The organism is Streptomyces sp. NPDC053493, from assembly GCF_044544825.1.
In the GTDB taxonomy this organism is placed as follows: Bacteria; Actinomycetota; Actinomycetes; order Streptomycetales; family Streptomycetaceae; genus Streptomyces.
Genome location: NZ_JBITXS010000004.1, coordinates 464,681 through 478,616, shown reverse-complemented (window position 1 = coordinate 478,616; position 13,936 = coordinate 464,681). Strand labels below are relative to the sequence as shown.

Sequence of the window (13,936 nt, the reverse complement as noted above, 5' to 3'; positions counted from 1 at the left end):
ACGTACGGCTTCGTTCCCAGGAAGGCTCGCTCACGCCTCGCCGCCCAGGGGCGGGGCGGGCCGGCCGGGGTAGTCCGGCGGCGGGTTGAGCCGCTGGCCGGGGAAGCCGCCCTTCTCGTACTTCAGAAGCTTCTTCGCCTTCTCCGGGTCGGTCTCGCCCTCTCCGTACGCGGGGCAGAGGTGGGCGATCGGGCAGGCGCCGCAGGCGGGCTTGCGGGCGTGGCAGATGCGGCGGCCGTGGAAGATCACCCGGTGCGAGAGCATCGTCCACTCGCTCTTCGGGAAGATCTCGGCGACCTCGGCCTCGATCTTCACCGGGTCGTCGGACTCGGTCCACTTCCAGCGCCGGGCGAGGCGCATGAAGTGGGTGTCGACGGTGATGCCGGGCACGCCGTAGGCGTTGCCGAGGACGACGAAGGCCGTCTTGCGGCCGACGCCGGGCAGCTTGACCAGGTCGTCCAGGCGGCGGGGCACCTCGCCGCCGAAGTCGTCCCGGAGGGCGGCGGCCAGGCCCATGATCGACTTGGTCTTGGCGCGGAAGAAGCCGGTCGGTCTGATCAGCTCCTCGACCTCCTCGGGGACGGCGGCGGCCAGGTCCTCGGGCGTCGGGTACTTCGCGAAGAGGGCGGGCGTCGTCTGGTTCACCCGCAGGTCGGTGGTCTGGGCGGAGAGGACCGTGGCGACCAGGAGCTCGAAGGGATTGCGGAAGTCGAGCTCGGGATGGGCGTACGGGTAGACCTCGGCGAGCTCCCGGTTGATCTTGCGGGCGCGCCGGACCATGCCGAGACGCGACTCGGGCTTGCCGGCCTTGGCAGGCGCCTTGGCCGGAACCTTGGCCGGCGCCTTGGCAGGTGCTTTGGCAGGCGCCTTAACCGTCTTCGCCGGCGCCTCGGCCGTCTTCGCGGGCGTCCCGACCGCCCCCTTCGGTGCGCGTTTCGTCACTTTCGTCTGTTTCGACACGCCGTGTTCGCCCACAGCGGAATTACCCTCTTCCCGCACTCTTCCAGCCCCCTTGGCCTGTGCTCTCACCGGCGAGTTGGACACCCGGCCAGCCTAGGGGCCGCCACCGACATCCGCCCCGCGCGCACCGGATCGCGACCCAATCGGGCCCCTGACGTACGGAAAGGCCGTCCGGTGAGTCAAACTTGTTGTGATTGATCGCACTGAGGTCGACATAGGAGAGAACTCGTGGACGACGTTCTGCGACGCGCCCCGCTGTTCGCGGCGCTCGACGACGAGCAGGCCGCCGAGCTGCGCGCCTCGATGAGTGAGGCGACGCTTGCCCGTGGCGACGCGCTCTTCCACGAGGGCGACCCGGGCGACCGGCTCTACGTGGTCACCGAGGGCAAGGTGAAGCTGCACCGGACCTCGCCCGACGGCCGCGAGAACATGCTGGCGGTCCTCGGCCCCGGCGAGCTGATCGGCGAGCTGTCCCTGTTCGACCCGGGCCCGCGCACCGCCACCGCGACCGCGCTGACCGAGGTCAAGCTGCTCGGCCTCGGCCACGGAGACCTCCAGCCCTGGCTGAACGCCCGCCCCGAGGTGGCCAGCGCCCTGCTGCGGGCCGTCGCCCGCCGTCTGCGCAAGACCAACGACCAGATGTCCGACCTGGTCTTCTCCGACGTGCCGGGCCGTGTCGCCCGCGCGCTCCTCGACCTGTCGCGCCGCTTCGGCGTGCAGTCGGAGGAGGGCATCCACGTCGTCCACGACCTGACCCAGGAGGAGCTGGCCCAGCTCGTCGGCGCCTCCCGCGAGACGGTCAACAAGGCGCTCGCCGACTTCGCCCAGCGCGGCTGGCTGCGCCTGGAGGCGCGCGCCGTGATCCTGCTGGACGTGGAGCGCCTCGCGAAGCGCTCGCGGTGACCTGCGCGTCCATGACGCCGTAACGCCGTCACGCCGTACGTGAAGGGGCCGCCCGGTTCGACCGGGCGGCCCCTCGCGTCGTCCGTCCGCCTCCGGCGGCGGCCGGGCTGATCCGAAGGAGACGGGCTAGCGCTTCGTGCCGTCCACGATCAGCGGGTTCGAGCCGCCGCTGCCGCACGGCACCGCGTAGACCGGGTTCTTCGCCGACGCCTCCTTGTAGGCGTCGATGCACTGGTTCATGAGGACCTTGTCGGTCAGGGACTCGTTGAGGATCTTGTTGGCGCGGGCGATGCCCTCCGCCTCGATCCGGCGCCGGTCGGCCTCCGCCTTGGCGGTCCGGGACGCCTCGAGGGCCCGCTCGGTGGCCTGCTGCTGCTGGATCTTGCGGTCGATCTGGTCCTGCAGGGCCTGCGAGGGCTTCACGTTCCGCAGGTTGACGGTGGTGACGTCGATCCCGCGCGGGGCGAGGCGCTCCTTGATGAGGCCGGCGATCTCCGCGTTGATCTTCTCGCGGTCGGAGGCGTAACCCTGCTCGCTCGTGTAGCGGGCGAAGACGTTGCGGACGATCTCGCGGCTGTCCGGGTAGACCAGGCGCTGCTGGATGGCGTCCTCGCTGCCGGCCAGCTTGTACAACTCGACGGCCTTGGAGGGGTGCACCGCCCACTTCACGGTGACCTCGGCGTACATCACGCCGCCCTGCGAGGAGCGGACCTCGACGACGTCCTTGTCGGAGAGGTTGAGGTCCACGGGGCGCGTCGAGAAGGTCGTGACGTTCGTGAACGGCGACGTCAGGTGCATGCCGGAGGTCATCGGCGTGCCGACCTTGCCGAACGCGACCGGGACGCCGACCTCGTACGCGCTGATCACGTAGGTCATGCTCGCGACCAGCGAGAACACGCCGGCGAGCACGGCACCGAGGGCTCCCAGCTTGAGGCCGCGGCTGTCGTTCGCGCGGCCGATGAAGTAGAGCACCGCTGCCGTGATGACCAGCAGGATGGCTATGACGAACACGGGCTTCCCCCCAAGAGCTACAGCCAGATGTAAGCGGAGCGTAAGACACCTGGCGGAGGCTCCCGGTTGCGGGGTGTCCCCGGTCAGATCAGGCCGTGCTCCCTCAGATAGTCCAGCTGGGCCCTTACGGACAGCTCCGCGGCCGGCCACAGCGAGCGGTCCACGTCCGCGTACACATGGGCCACGACCTCGGAGGCCGTCAGATGGCCGTTCTCGACGGCGGTCTCCACCTGGGCGAGCCGGCTGGCCCGGTGCGCCAGATAGAACTCCACGGCGCCCTGGGCGTCCTCCAGGACCGGGCCGTGCCCCGGCAGGACGGTGTGCACGCCGTCGTCGGTCGTGAGCGAGCGCAGCCGCCTGAGCGAGTCCAGATAGTCGCCGAGCCGCCCGTCCGGATGCGCCACCATCGTCGTGCCGCGCCCCAGGATCGTGTCCCCGGTCAGCACCGCCCCGTCGGCCGGGAGGTGGAAGCAGAGCGAGTCCGAGGTGTGCCCGGGCGTGGGCACGACCCGCAGCTCGAGGCCGCCGGTGGTGATCACGTCGCCCGCCGCGAGGCCCTCGTCGCCGAGGCGGAGCGCCGGGTCGAGCGCCCGCACGGTGGACCGGGTCAGCTCGGCGAACCGCACCGCACCCTCGGCATGGTCCGGGTGGCCGTGGGTGAGGAGGGTGAGCCCGATCCGCTTGCCGAGCTTCTCGGCGGTCTCCACGACCCGCCGCAGATGGCCTTCGTCGAGCGGACCGGGATCGATGACGACGGCGAGGTCGGAGTCCGGCTCGGCGACGATCCAGGTGTTGGTGCCGTCCAGGGTCATCGCGGACGGGTTGGGCGCGAGGACGTTGACGGCCCGGGCGGTCGCGGGCCCGGAGACCACCGCGCCGCGCGGCTGGCCGGGAAGGAGGGCGGCGTCGCTCATGAGGCACCCCCTGTGGGGCCGGAGGGAATGTGCTTCGTGAACTCCTCGTGCCCCGGCCAGCTCAGAACAAGCCGGTCGCCCTCGAGGTGGGCCCGGGCGACGACGGGCGTCATGTCCTGGCCGCCCGCCGCGGCGAGGGCCTCGTCGGCGGTGGCGTACCGCTGCAGGACCCGGAGGGTCGCGATGGTGGGCGGCATCATCGTCAGCTCGCCCCGGTCGTAGCCGGCGGCGGCGTCGGCCGGGCGGATCCAGACGGTCCGGTCGGCCTCGGTGGAGGCGTTGCGGGTCCGCTGGCCGGCCGGCAGGGCGGCCACGAAGAACCAGGTGTCGTAGCGTCGCGGCTCGAACTCGGGCGTGATCCAGCGGGCCCAGGCGCCGAGCAGGTCGGAGCGCAGCACGAGGCCGCGCCGGTCGAGGAAGTCGGCGAACGACAGCTCGCGCGCGACCAGGGCCGCCCGGTCCTTCTCCCAGTCCTCGCCGGTGGTGTCGCCGACGACGGTGTCGGCGGTCTCCCCGGCGAGCAGGACGCCCGCCTCCTCGTACGTCTCGCGCACGGCGGCGCAGACGACGGCCTGCGCCTCGCCCGGGTCCGTCAGGCCGAGGCGGTCCGCCCACTCCTCGCGGGAGGGGCCGGCCCAGCGCACGGGGTGCTCGTCGCGCGGGTCGACACCGCCGCCCGGATAGGCGTACGCGCCGCCGGCGAAGGCCATGGAGGCGCGGCGGCGCAGCATGTGCACGGCCGGGCCCTCGGCGCCGTCCTTCAGCAGGAGCACGGTCGCGGCCCGCTTGGGAGTCGCGGGGACGAGCTCGCCGGCGGCGAGGGCGCGGATGCGGTCGGGCCATTCCGGTGGGTACCACTGACCGTTCGGCTGCTGACCGTTCGACTGACCATTCGACATGGCCGGATGCTATGCGCAAGCATCGAAATGCACGAGAGCCGATTCCCCACGCCTGTGGAAAACCGGCTCTGCGGGCGGCGGGACTCAGGCCTGCTCGAGCTCCACCTGGACCTCGACCTCGACGGGCGCGTCGAGCGGCAGGACGGTGACGCCGACGGCGCTGCGGGCGTGCACGCCCTTGTCGCCGAGGACCGCGCCGAGCAGCTCGCTGGCGCCGTTGACGACGCCGGGCTGGCCGGTGAAGTCGGGGGCGGAGGCGACGAAGCCGACCACCTTCACGACGCGCTTGATCCGGTCCAGGTCACCGGCGACGGACTTCACGGCCGCGAGCGCGTTGAGCGCGCAGGTGGCGGCGAGCTGCTTGGCCTCCTCGGCCGTGACCTCGGCGCCGACCTTGCCGGTGACGGGCAGCTTGCCCGCCACCATCGGGAGCTGGCCCGAGGTGTAGACGTACACGCCCGACTGGACGGCCGGCTGGTACGTGGCGATCGGCGGCACGACCTCCGGCAGGGTCAGGCCGAGCTCGGCGAGCTTCGCCTCGACGGCGCCGGCGCCGCTCACGAGGACTTCTCCCGCTTCAGGTAGGCCACGAGCTGCTCGGGGTTGTTCGGGCCGGGCACGACCTGGACGAGCTCCCAGCCGTCCTCGCCCCAGGTGTCAAGAATCTGCTTCGTCGCGTGCACCAGCAGCGGCACAGTCGCGTACTCCCACTTCGTCATGGGGCGACTGTAGCCGCTGCCGCGGGCCGGTCCGCCGAGCCGGCCTCCGGGTGCCCCTTAGGTGACCGAGGGGGCGCGTTGGGGGGCGCGTCCGGGGCGGCCCTCTGATTGGCCCGGGCCGCCAGTGGTTAGGCTCGAAGACGTGAGCAGGCTCCAGGTCGTCAGCGGCAAGGGCGGTACCGGTAAGACGACGGTCGCCGCCGCACTCGCGCTCGCCCTCGCGACCGAGGGCAAGCGGGCCCTCCTGGTCGAGGTGGAGGGCAGGCAGGGCATCGCGCAGCTCTTCGAGACGGAGGCGCTGCCGTACGAGGAGCGGAAGATCGCCGTCGCGCCGGGCGGCGGCGAGGTCTTCGCGCTGGCGATCGACGCCGAGCGCGCCCTCCTCGACTACCTCCAGATGTTCTACAAGCTGGGCAGCGCGGGCCGGGCGCTGAAGAAGCTCGGCGCGATCGACTTCGCGACGACGATAGCGCCGGGCGTGCGGGACGTGCTGCTGACCGGCAAGGCGTGCGAGGCGGTCCGCCGGCGTGAGAAGCACGGCGGCTTCACCTACGACTACGTGGTGATGGACGCGCCGCCGACCGGCCGCATCACCCGCTTCCTGAACGTCAACGACGAGGTGGCCGGCCTGGCGAGGATCGGCCCGATACACAACCAGGCCCAGGCCATCATGCGCTTCCTGAAGTCGCCGGAGACGGCCGTGCACCTGGTGACGCTCCTGGAGGAGATGCCGGTCCAGGAGACCGCGGACGGCATCGCGGAGCTGCGCGCGGCCGAACTGCCCGTCGGTCATGTCGTCGTGAACATGGTCCGTCCGCACCTCCTGGACGAGGCGGCGGTACGGGCCGCCTCCGGCGACCATCGGGACGCCATCGCCGGGACCTTGGCGTCCGTCGGCGTCAAGGGCGGCACGAAGCTGGTGGAGCCGCTGCTGGAACAGGCCGCGGAACACGCCCAGCGGGTCGAGCTGGAGCGGGCCCAGCGGGAGGCGCTGGACGGCGTCGGCGTGCCGACGTACGAGCTGCCCTTCCTGGGCGACGGGGCGGACATCGCCGGCCTGTACCGGCTGGCGAAGGAGCTGCGGAGGCAAGGGGTGGGTGCGTGACGGAGAAGACGGCGGCCTCGAACGGGCTCGACACCGCGCCCGTCCTGGAGCTGGATCCGCTGATCGACGACCCGGGCACCCGCATCATCGTGTGCTGCGGCGCGGGCGGTGTCGGGAAGACGACGACGGCGGCGGCCCTCGGCGTCCGGGCGGCGGAGCGCGGCCGGCGGGTGGTGGTCCTCACCATCGACCCGGCGCGCCGGCTGGCCCAGTCGATGGGCATCGACTCGCTGGACAACGTGCCGCGCAAGGTGGAGGGCATCAAGGGCTCCGACGGCGGCGAGCTGCACGCGATGATGCTCGACATGAAGCGGACCTTCGACGAGATCGTCGAGGCGCACGCGGACGCCGACCGGGCCCGGGCGATCCTGGAGAACCCGTTCTACCAGTCCCTGTCGGCCGGTTTCGCCGGTACGCAGGAGTACATGGCGATGGAGAAGCTGGGCCAGCTGCGGGCCAGGGACGAGTGGGACCTGATCGTGGTCGACACGCCGCCGTCCCGTTCGGCGCTGGACTTCCTGGACGCGCCGAAGCGGCTGGGTTCCTTCCTGGACGGGAAGTTCATCAAGCTGCTGATGGCGCCGGCGAAGGTGGGCGGCCGGGCCGGGATGAAGTTCCTCAACGTCGGCATGTCGATGATGACGGGGACGCTGGGCAAGCTGTTGGGCGGTCAGTTCCTCAAGGACGTGCAGACGTTCGTGGCGGCGATGGACACGATGTTCGGCGGTTTCCGGACCCGCGCGGACGCCACGTACAAACTGCTCCAGGCCCCGGGCACGGCGTTCCTGGTGGTCGCGACGCCGGAGCGGGACGCGCTGCGCGAGGCGGCGTACTTCGTGGAGCGGCTGGCCGCGGAGCACATGCCGCTGGCCGGTCTCGTCCTCAACCGTGTCCACGGCAGCGGCGCCGCCCGGCTGTCGGCCGAGCGGGCGCGGGCCGCCGCGGAAAATCTTGACGAGGGCCGCATTGTGGATCAGGAGGGCGGGAAGACAAGTGGGCGTGGCTCCCGAGCCACCTCTCCCGAGTCGCCCCACCTCGCCACCGCCGCCGACGCACTGCCCGGGTCCGAGGCTGCCCCCACAGCCGAAGCGGACGCGGATGTCAAGGAACTGACCGCGGGCCTGCTCCGTCTCCATGCCGAGCGGATGCAGGTGCTCGCGCGTGAGCAGCGCACACGCGATCGCTTCACCGCGCTCCACCCGGAGGTGGCGGTCGCCGAAGTGGCCGCCCTGCCGGGTGATGTGCACGACCTGGCGGGACTCCGCTCCATCGGTGAGCGTCTGACGCTCGGCCGTATGCCCTGACCGGCGGGCTGCCGTGAGGCACCCGCGGGCGCGGTCCGCCGACCGGCCTGACGGTGGCCCTAGCCGACCGCCGCGTACGTCTCGTACGTCGCGTCGTCGTCCATCGCCACGGGCAGCAGGCCCGCGCCCCGCTCGTACTCCGTGCGCGCGGTCTCCAGGAGCCGGCGCCACGAGGTGACGGTGGGCCGGCGGCGCAGCAGGGCGCGTCGCTCGCGCTCCGTCATGCCGCCCCACACGCCGAATTCCACACGGTTGTCGAGGGCGTCGGCGAGGCACTCGGTCCGCACCGGGCATCCGGTGCACACCGCCTTCGCCCTGTTCTGCGCCGCGCCCTGCACGAAAAGTTCATCCGGATCGGTAGTGCGGCAGGCCGCCTGCGCACTCCAGTCAGCTACCCAGCCCATACCGGCGCCGTCCTCTCCCGAATCGAGGCTCCCCCACGGCGGTAGCGGCATATTCACCGCTGCCAGTTGGGACGTTACGGAAGGTGGGGACAGCGCAACACCCCCTTCGGGCCCAATCTTGAATGGCCCGAACGGACTATGCGTGCGCGGCAGATCACCCAGGGGAGTGACCCGAGGACATCACGACCTTTTCGGACATGAGCCGGATTCAGGCATGAACCGCCCGCGCTTCGGGTACGCGGAAATTCACGCCGACGTCACGCACGGGTCTTGATGCGGGACCCCACTGCTGTGACAGTTGGGAGCAGCTTAGGCCAAGGCATATACGTGTGTCCGGCGAATGAGAACGTAGGCTGCCCCCATGGCAAAGAAGCGCTCGGGCGGTGGTCTGACCGGGACCCAGCAGGCCGCCAAGTTCCTCGGGGTCAGTGTGCTCTCCGGAGCCGTGCTGGCGGGCATCGCCCTGCCCGCGGCCGGAGCGCTGGGGCTGGCGGCGAAGGGCACGGTCGAGGGGTTCGACGAGATCCCGTCCAACCTGAAGACGCCGCCGTTGAGTCAGCGCACCACGATCCTCGACTCGACCGGCGGCCACATCGCCACCGTGTACTCGCGTGACCGCAAGGTCGTGCCGATCGAGAAGATCTCGCCGTACATGCAGAAGGCGATCGTCGCGATCGAGGACTCGCGCTTCTACGAGCACGGGGCGATCGACCTCAAGGGCGTGCTGCGCGCCATCAACCGCAACGCGCAGTCGGGCGGCGTCGCGCAGGGCGCGTCGACGCTCACCCAGCAGTACGTGAAGAACGTCTTCGTCGAGGAGGCCGGCGACGACCCCGAGAAGGTCGCCCAGGCCACCCAGCAGACCATGGGCCGCAAGGTGCGCGAGCTGAAGTTCGCCATCCAGGTCGAGGAGGAGCTGGGCAAGAAGAAGATCCTGGAGAACTACCTCAACATCACGTTCTTCGGGCAGCAGGCGTACGGCATCGAGGCCGCCGCCCAGCGCTACTTCTCCAAGCACGCCGCCGACCTCACCCTGCCCGAGTCCGCGATGATGGCGGGCCTCGTGCAGTCGCCGAGCCGTTACGACCCGGTCAACGACCTCCAGGAGGCCACCAAGCGCCGGAACGTCGTCCTCCAGCGCATGGCCGACGTCAAGGACATCAGCCAGGCGGAGGCCGACAAGGCGAAGGCCACGCCGATCAAGCTCAAGGTGAAGTCGCCCAAGAACGGCTGCATCACCGCCGTCGACGGCGCCGGCTTCTTCTGCGACTACGTCCGCAAGACGATCCTCAACGACCCGGTCTTCGGCAAGACGCCCGAGGAGCGCCAGAAGCTGTGGAACCTGGGCGGTCTGACCATCCGGACCACCCTCGACCCGCGCGCGCAGGCCGCGGCCAACGAGGCCGCCGTCGCCCGGATCGACAAGGACGACAAGGTCGCCGCCTCGGTGGTCCAGGTCCAGCCCGGCACCGGCAAGATCCTGTCGATGGGCCAGTCCCGTCCGTACGGCCTCGACCAGAAGCTGCACCAGACCACCCTGAACCTCGCCGTCGGCAAGAAGATGGGCGGCACGACGTACGGCTTCCAGGTCGGTTCGACCTTCAAGCCGATCACGGCCGCCGCGGCCCTGGAGAAGGGCCTGAGCCCCGCCCAGTCCTTCTCGACGCCGTGGAAGATCTCGGTGCCGATGAACTCGTACCGCACCTGCGCGGGCGGCCCCGCCGGCGGCGGCAACTGGGACCTGCAGAACGAGATGCAGTCCGAGGCCGGCAGCTGGGACATGACCAGCGCGCTCGGCAAGTCCATCAACACCTACTTCGCGCAGCTGGAGCAGATGACCGGCCTGTGCGAGACGGTCAGCATGGCGAAGAAGATGGGATACGAGAAGGAGCTCGGCAAGACGCTGAAGGAGCTCCCCTCCATCACCCTCGGCGGCCAGGAGTCGACCCCGCTCGACATGGCGTCGGTCTACGCGACCTTCGCCAACCGCGGCACCTACTGCACCCCGGTCGTCATCGAGTCCATCTCGACCGCGAACGGCGAGAAGCTGAAGGTCCCGCAGACCGAGTGCTCGCGGGCCATGACCGAGAAGACCGCCGACACGGTCAACCAGATGCTGAAGGGCGTCGTCGAGGACGGCACCGGCACCAAGGCCGGTCTCAGCGACCGCGACAACGCGGGCAAGACGGGTACCACCAACGACCGCAAGGACGCCTGGTTCGTCGGCTACACGCCGAACCTGTCCACGGCCGTGTGGGTCGGTGACGACGTCGGCGAGAAGACCTCGATGTACAACATCACCATCGGCGGCCAGTACTACGACAAGGTCTGCGGCGGCTGCCTCCCGGGCCCGATCTGGAAGATCGCGATGACCGGCGCGCTGAACGCCGGCGAGACCCCGTCCTTCGTCCCGATCAACGTGCCGCGCGGCGCGACGGGCGAGGACAAGGAGAAGGACAAGAACAAGCAGCGCCCCGGCGGGGGCGACAACAAGCCGGACCCGGGCACCACGCTCCCCGGCGGCATCACCCTCCCGCCGGACCTGATCGGCGGGACCAACGGCCGGCCGGGCCACGGCAACGGCGGCCGGCACGGCTGACCCGGCGCCCCAGGCGTACGACAGCGGAAGGCGCCCCTACCGGATCTCCCAGTAGGGGCGCCTTCCGCTGTGTGCCTGGATGCGGGTGGTCAGCCGGCGAGCAGCTTCTTCACGACGGCGGCGACGCGGCCGCCCTCCGCCTGCCCGGCGACCTTCGGGTTGACGATCTTCATGACGGCGCCCATGGCCCGCGGGCCCTCGGCACCCGCGGCCTTCGCCTCCTCGACGGCGCCGGCCACGACGGCCTCGAGCTCCTCGTCGGACAGCTGCTTCGGCAGGTACGCGTCGAGGATCTCGCCCTCGGCGCGCTCCCGCTCGGCCTGCTCGGCGCGACCGCCCTGGGTGAAGGCGTCCGCGGCCTCGCGGCGCTTCTTCGCCTCCTTCGCGATCACCTTCTGCACCTCGTCGTCGGAGAGCTCGCGCTTGGTCTTGCCCGCGACCTCCTCCTTCGTCACGGCGGCGAGGGTCAGCCGCAGGGTCGAGGAGCGCAGCTCGTCGCGCTCCTTGATCGCGGCGTTGAGGTCGTCCTGAAGCTTGGCCTTGAGCGTGGTCATGGGGTCAAGTGTGTCAGGTGCCGGGCCCCTACCGCCCGCGCATTTCCGCTCAGCGGGTCTGCGACGATAAGGGAATGCGCGCACGGTACGGGATCCCCCTGAAGATCACGGCAGGCCTGACGGCGACGGCCGCGGCCGGACTCCTCTACTCGGCGGGCTTCGAAGCCCGCTCCTTCCGACTGCGCCGGGTGACCGTCCCGGTGCTCCCCCGGGGCATGCGCGACCTGCGGGTCCTCCAGGTCTCCGACATCCACATGGTCCGCGGCCAGCGCAAGAAGCGCGCCTGGCTCCAGTCGCTCGCCGGGCTGCGCCCCGACTTCGTCGTGAACACCGGCGACAACCTCTCCGACACGGAGGCCGTGCCGGAGGTCCTGGACGCGCTCGGGCCGCTGATGGAGTTCCCGGGCGTGTACGTCTTCGGCTCCAACGACTACTACGGGCCGCGGCTGCGCAATCCCGCGCTCTATCTGAAGGAGAAGGTGCAGGGCAAGCACGGCCTCAACGGCAACCCGCCGGTGGTCGGCGCCGTGCACAACCCGTGGGAGGACCTGCGCGACGCGTTCGACGCGGCGGGCTGGGTGAACCTGACCAACACCCGGGGCCTGCTGAAGCTGTCCGACCTGGAGCTCGCCTTCACCGGTGTCGACGACCCGCACATCAAGCGGGACCGGTACGAGCGGGTGGCGGGCGGCCCCGACCCGGACGCCGACTTCACGGTGGGCGTGGTCCACGCGCCGTATCTGCGCGCCCTGGACGCCTTCACCGCGGACGGCTACGAGCTGATCCTGGCCGGCCACACCCACGGCGGGCAGCTGTGCGTGCCCTTCTACGGGGCCCTGGTCACCAACTGCGACCTGGACACCGACCGGGTGAAGGGCCTGTCCACCCACACGGCGGACGGCCACACCTCCTATCTGCACGTGTCGGCCGGCTGCGGCACCAACCGCTACACCCCGGTCCGCTTCGCCTGCCCGCCCGAGGCGACACTCCTGACGCTGACCGCCCGCGCCTGAACCGGGGCGGGGCGTGCCGGGCCGGGGCAGCCGGGCGGGTGCCCGGGCCTCGTCGCGGCGTACCGCTTCCGACCTGCGGCGGGGCCCCGCGAAAACCGGATTTCGTCTCTGGGCGCGGGTGGGCTAAAGTAATCGATGTCGCCGCGACGTGAAGAGCAGAGCAGCGACATCGGGGTGTAGCGCAGCTTGGCAGCGCGCTTCGTTCGGGACGAAGAGGTCGTGGGTTCAAATCCCGCCACCCCGACAGCCGAAATACCAGGTCAGGGGCCTGATCCGCACGAGCGGGTCAGGCCCCTGACTGGTTTTCCCGGACGGTCACAGGCGGCTCGCGCAGCGTGACCGGATGCGACGCAAGGACCTTGCGAAACCCGCTCTACGATGAGGCGTCCAGAGGGAAGGGTGGGTCACAGGTGCTGGTCGCGGACCGATATCGGCTCCAAGTGTGCGTCGGGCGTGGCGGCATGGGCGAGGTGTGGCGCGCGACCGACGAGGTGCTCGGGCGCGATGTGGCCGTGAAGTTGATGCTGGGACACGAGCACGATCCCTCGGCGGCCGACCGGTTCCGGATGGAGGCGCAGACCGCGGCGCGGCTCAGCCATCCGCATGTGGTGGGCGTCTTCGACTTCGGGACGTGGGACGGAAAGCTGTTCCTGGTCATGGAGTTGGTGCACGGAGACAGCCTGGCCGGTGACCGGGCGCGGCCCGTGGTGCTGTCCGCCGAGCAGGTCGCGACGGTGGCCGCGCACGCGGCGGCCGGGCTCGCGGCGGCGCACCGGCAGGGCGTGGTGCACCGGGACATCAAGCCGGGGAACCTGCTGATGGACGGCGACGGGACCGTGAAGCTGGCCGACTTCGGCATCGCGCGGTTCGTCGACGATCCGTCGGCCGCGCTCACCACGACCGGGCAGATCGTCGGCACCGGCCTGTACCTCGCGCCCGAGCGGGCCCTCGGGAAGCCGGCCTCGCCGGCGTCCGACGTGTACTCGCTGGGCTGTGTGCTCTACCAACTCCTCAGCGGGCAGCCGCCGTTCCGCGGCGACACCGCCACCGCGCTGCTCTACCAGCACATCGACACACCGCCGGCGCCGCTGCGGCAGCTCGGCGTGCCGATACCGGCCGCCTTCGAGGCGTATCTGCTGTCGCTGCTCGCCAAGCAGCCGGAACAGCGGCCGACGGCGCAGGCCATCGCCGACTGGTTCTCCTCCGGTTCGTGGCGCGACCGGCCCATGCCGCTGCCTCAGGCCGTCCCTCAGCCCGCGCCCCCGACGATGCCCCGGGCCGTTCCTCAGGGCGGCCCCCAGGCGATGCCTTCGGCGCCTGCTCCGGCGCCCGGGCCGGCGCCGATGCCGGGAGGTGTCGCCGGCCGGGCTCCGGCGCCCGCTCCTGTGCGGTCCCGGCGGGCGGCTCCGGCGGCCGCGGAGAACCCGCTGGCCAAGATCTCGCGGCGGCGGCCTCGGCGGACCGCGGCGGTCGCCGGGATCGTGGCGTTCGTCGTCTTCCTGTTCATCGGGATGGCCTGGCTCAGCTGAGCGGGGGGCCTCAGCGGGGAGG

14 protein-coding genes and 1 tRNA gene are annotated in these 13,936 nt (G+C 71.0%); 7 read left to right on the top strand and 8 right to left on the bottom strand.

The window, feature by feature from the left end:
- Positions 1-30: 30 nt before the first annotated feature.
- Positions 31-942, bottom strand: a complete 912-nt coding sequence (gene nth / locus ACIGO8_RS15560) for an endonuclease III (protein WP_399729689.1) — start codon at positions 940-942, stop codon at positions 31-33.
- A 246-nt stretch (positions 943-1,188) separates the two neighbouring features.
- Here nth and ACIGO8_RS15555 point away from each other — a divergent pair, with 246 nt between their 5' ends.
- Positions 1,189-1,863 carry a Crp/Fnr family transcriptional regulator gene (locus ACIGO8_RS15555; protein ID WP_046910193.1) on the top strand — a complete coding sequence of 225 codons (675 nt, stop codon included), beginning with the start codon at positions 1,189-1,191 and terminating at the stop codon, positions 1,861-1,863.
- A gap of 126 nt (positions 1,864-1,989) precedes the next feature.
- On the opposite strand, the gene ACIGO8_RS15550 is transcribed toward ACIGO8_RS15555, so the two are convergent.
- The 5 genes from ACIGO8_RS15550 to ACIGO8_RS15530 all read right to left on the bottom strand — a co-directional run bounded on the left by ACIGO8_RS15550 (position 1,990) and on the right by ACIGO8_RS15530 (position 5,406).
- Positions 1,990-2,874, bottom strand: coding sequence for an SPFH domain-containing protein (locus ACIGO8_RS15550; protein WP_399729684.1), 885 nt, complete (start codon positions 2,872-2,874; stop codon positions 1,990-1,992).
- Positions 2,875-2,957: 83 nt separating this feature from the next.
- Positions 2,958-3,788 carry an MBL fold metallo-hydrolase gene (locus tag ACIGO8_RS15545; protein ID WP_399729681.1) on the bottom strand — a complete coding sequence of 277 codons (831 nt, stop codon included), beginning with the start codon at positions 3,786-3,788 and terminating at the stop codon, positions 2,958-2,960.
- On the bottom strand, positions 3,785-4,687 hold the full coding sequence (locus ACIGO8_RS15540; protein ID WP_399729678.1) for an NUDIX hydrolase: 903 nt from the start codon (positions 4,685-4,687) through the stop codon (positions 3,785-3,787). The genes ACIGO8_RS15545 and ACIGO8_RS15540 overlap by 4 nt, the downstream gene beginning before the upstream one ends.
- Before the next feature lie 84 nt (positions 4,688-4,771).
- Complete coding sequence (locus ACIGO8_RS15535; protein WP_399729675.1) at positions 4,772-5,248, bottom strand: RidA family protein; 477 nt, start codon at positions 5,246-5,248, stop codon at positions 4,772-4,774.
- Positions 5,245-5,406: a DUF4177 domain-containing protein gene (locus ACIGO8_RS15530; RefSeq protein WP_005314434.1), complete on the bottom strand. Its 162-nt coding sequence runs from the start codon at positions 5,404-5,406 to the stop codon at positions 5,245-5,247. The genes ACIGO8_RS15535 and ACIGO8_RS15530 overlap by 4 nt, the downstream gene beginning before the upstream one ends.
- Positions 5,407-5,548: 142 nt before the next feature.
- Here ACIGO8_RS15530 and ACIGO8_RS15525 point away from each other — a divergent pair, with 142 nt between their 5' ends.
- Complete coding sequence (locus ACIGO8_RS15525) at positions 5,549-6,511, top strand: ArsA family ATPase (RefSeq protein ID WP_399729672.1); 963 nt, start codon at positions 5,549-5,551, stop codon at positions 6,509-6,511.
- Positions 6,508-7,815 (top strand): ArsA family ATPase, encoded by a 1,308-nt coding sequence (locus tag ACIGO8_RS15520; RefSeq protein WP_399729669.1) that lies wholly within the window; start codon positions 6,508-6,510, stop codon positions 7,813-7,815. The genes ACIGO8_RS15525 and ACIGO8_RS15520 overlap by 4 nt, the downstream gene beginning before the upstream one ends.
- A 59-nt stretch (positions 7,816-7,874) precedes the next feature.
- Here ACIGO8_RS15520 and ACIGO8_RS15515 read toward each other — a convergent pair whose 3' ends face one another.
- On the bottom strand, positions 7,875-8,219 hold the full coding sequence (locus ACIGO8_RS15515; protein ID WP_046910200.1) for a WhiB family transcriptional regulator: 345 nt from the start codon (positions 8,217-8,219) through the stop codon (positions 7,875-7,877).
- A gap of 361 nt (positions 8,220-8,580) precedes the next feature.
- Here ACIGO8_RS15515 and ACIGO8_RS15510 point away from each other — a divergent pair, with 361 nt between their 5' ends.
- Entirely contained in the window at positions 8,581-10,818 is a 2,238-nt protein-coding gene (locus tag ACIGO8_RS15510) for a transglycosylase domain-containing protein (RefSeq protein ID WP_399729665.1), read from the top strand.
- 89 nt (positions 10,819-10,907) lie between these two features.
- On the opposite strand, the gene ACIGO8_RS15505 is transcribed toward ACIGO8_RS15510, so the two are convergent.
- Entirely contained in the window at positions 10,908-11,372 is a 465-nt protein-coding gene (locus ACIGO8_RS15505; RefSeq protein ID WP_399729662.1) for a GatB/YqeY domain-containing protein, read from the bottom strand.
- A 74-nt stretch (positions 11,373-11,446) separates the two neighbouring features.
- On the opposite strand from ACIGO8_RS15505, the gene ACIGO8_RS15500 reads away from it, so the two are divergent.
- From ACIGO8_RS15500 to ACIGO8_RS15490, 3 genes are all read left to right on the top strand, one after another.
- The gene (locus tag ACIGO8_RS15500) at positions 11,447-12,385 is read left to right on the top strand and encodes a metallophosphoesterase (protein WP_399729659.1); all 939 of its coding nucleotides are present in this window, start codon (positions 11,447-11,449) and stop codon (positions 12,383-12,385) included.
- 170 nt (positions 12,386-12,555) lie between these two features.
- Positions 12,556-12,629 (top strand) — tRNA-Pro (locus ACIGO8_RS15495).
- A gap of 166 nt (positions 12,630-12,795) precedes the next feature.
- Positions 12,796-13,914 (top strand): serine/threonine-protein kinase, encoded by a 1,119-nt coding sequence (locus tag ACIGO8_RS15490; RefSeq protein ID WP_399729656.1) that lies wholly within the window; start codon positions 12,796-12,798, stop codon positions 13,912-13,914.
- Positions 13,915-13,936: the final 22 nt, after the last annotated feature.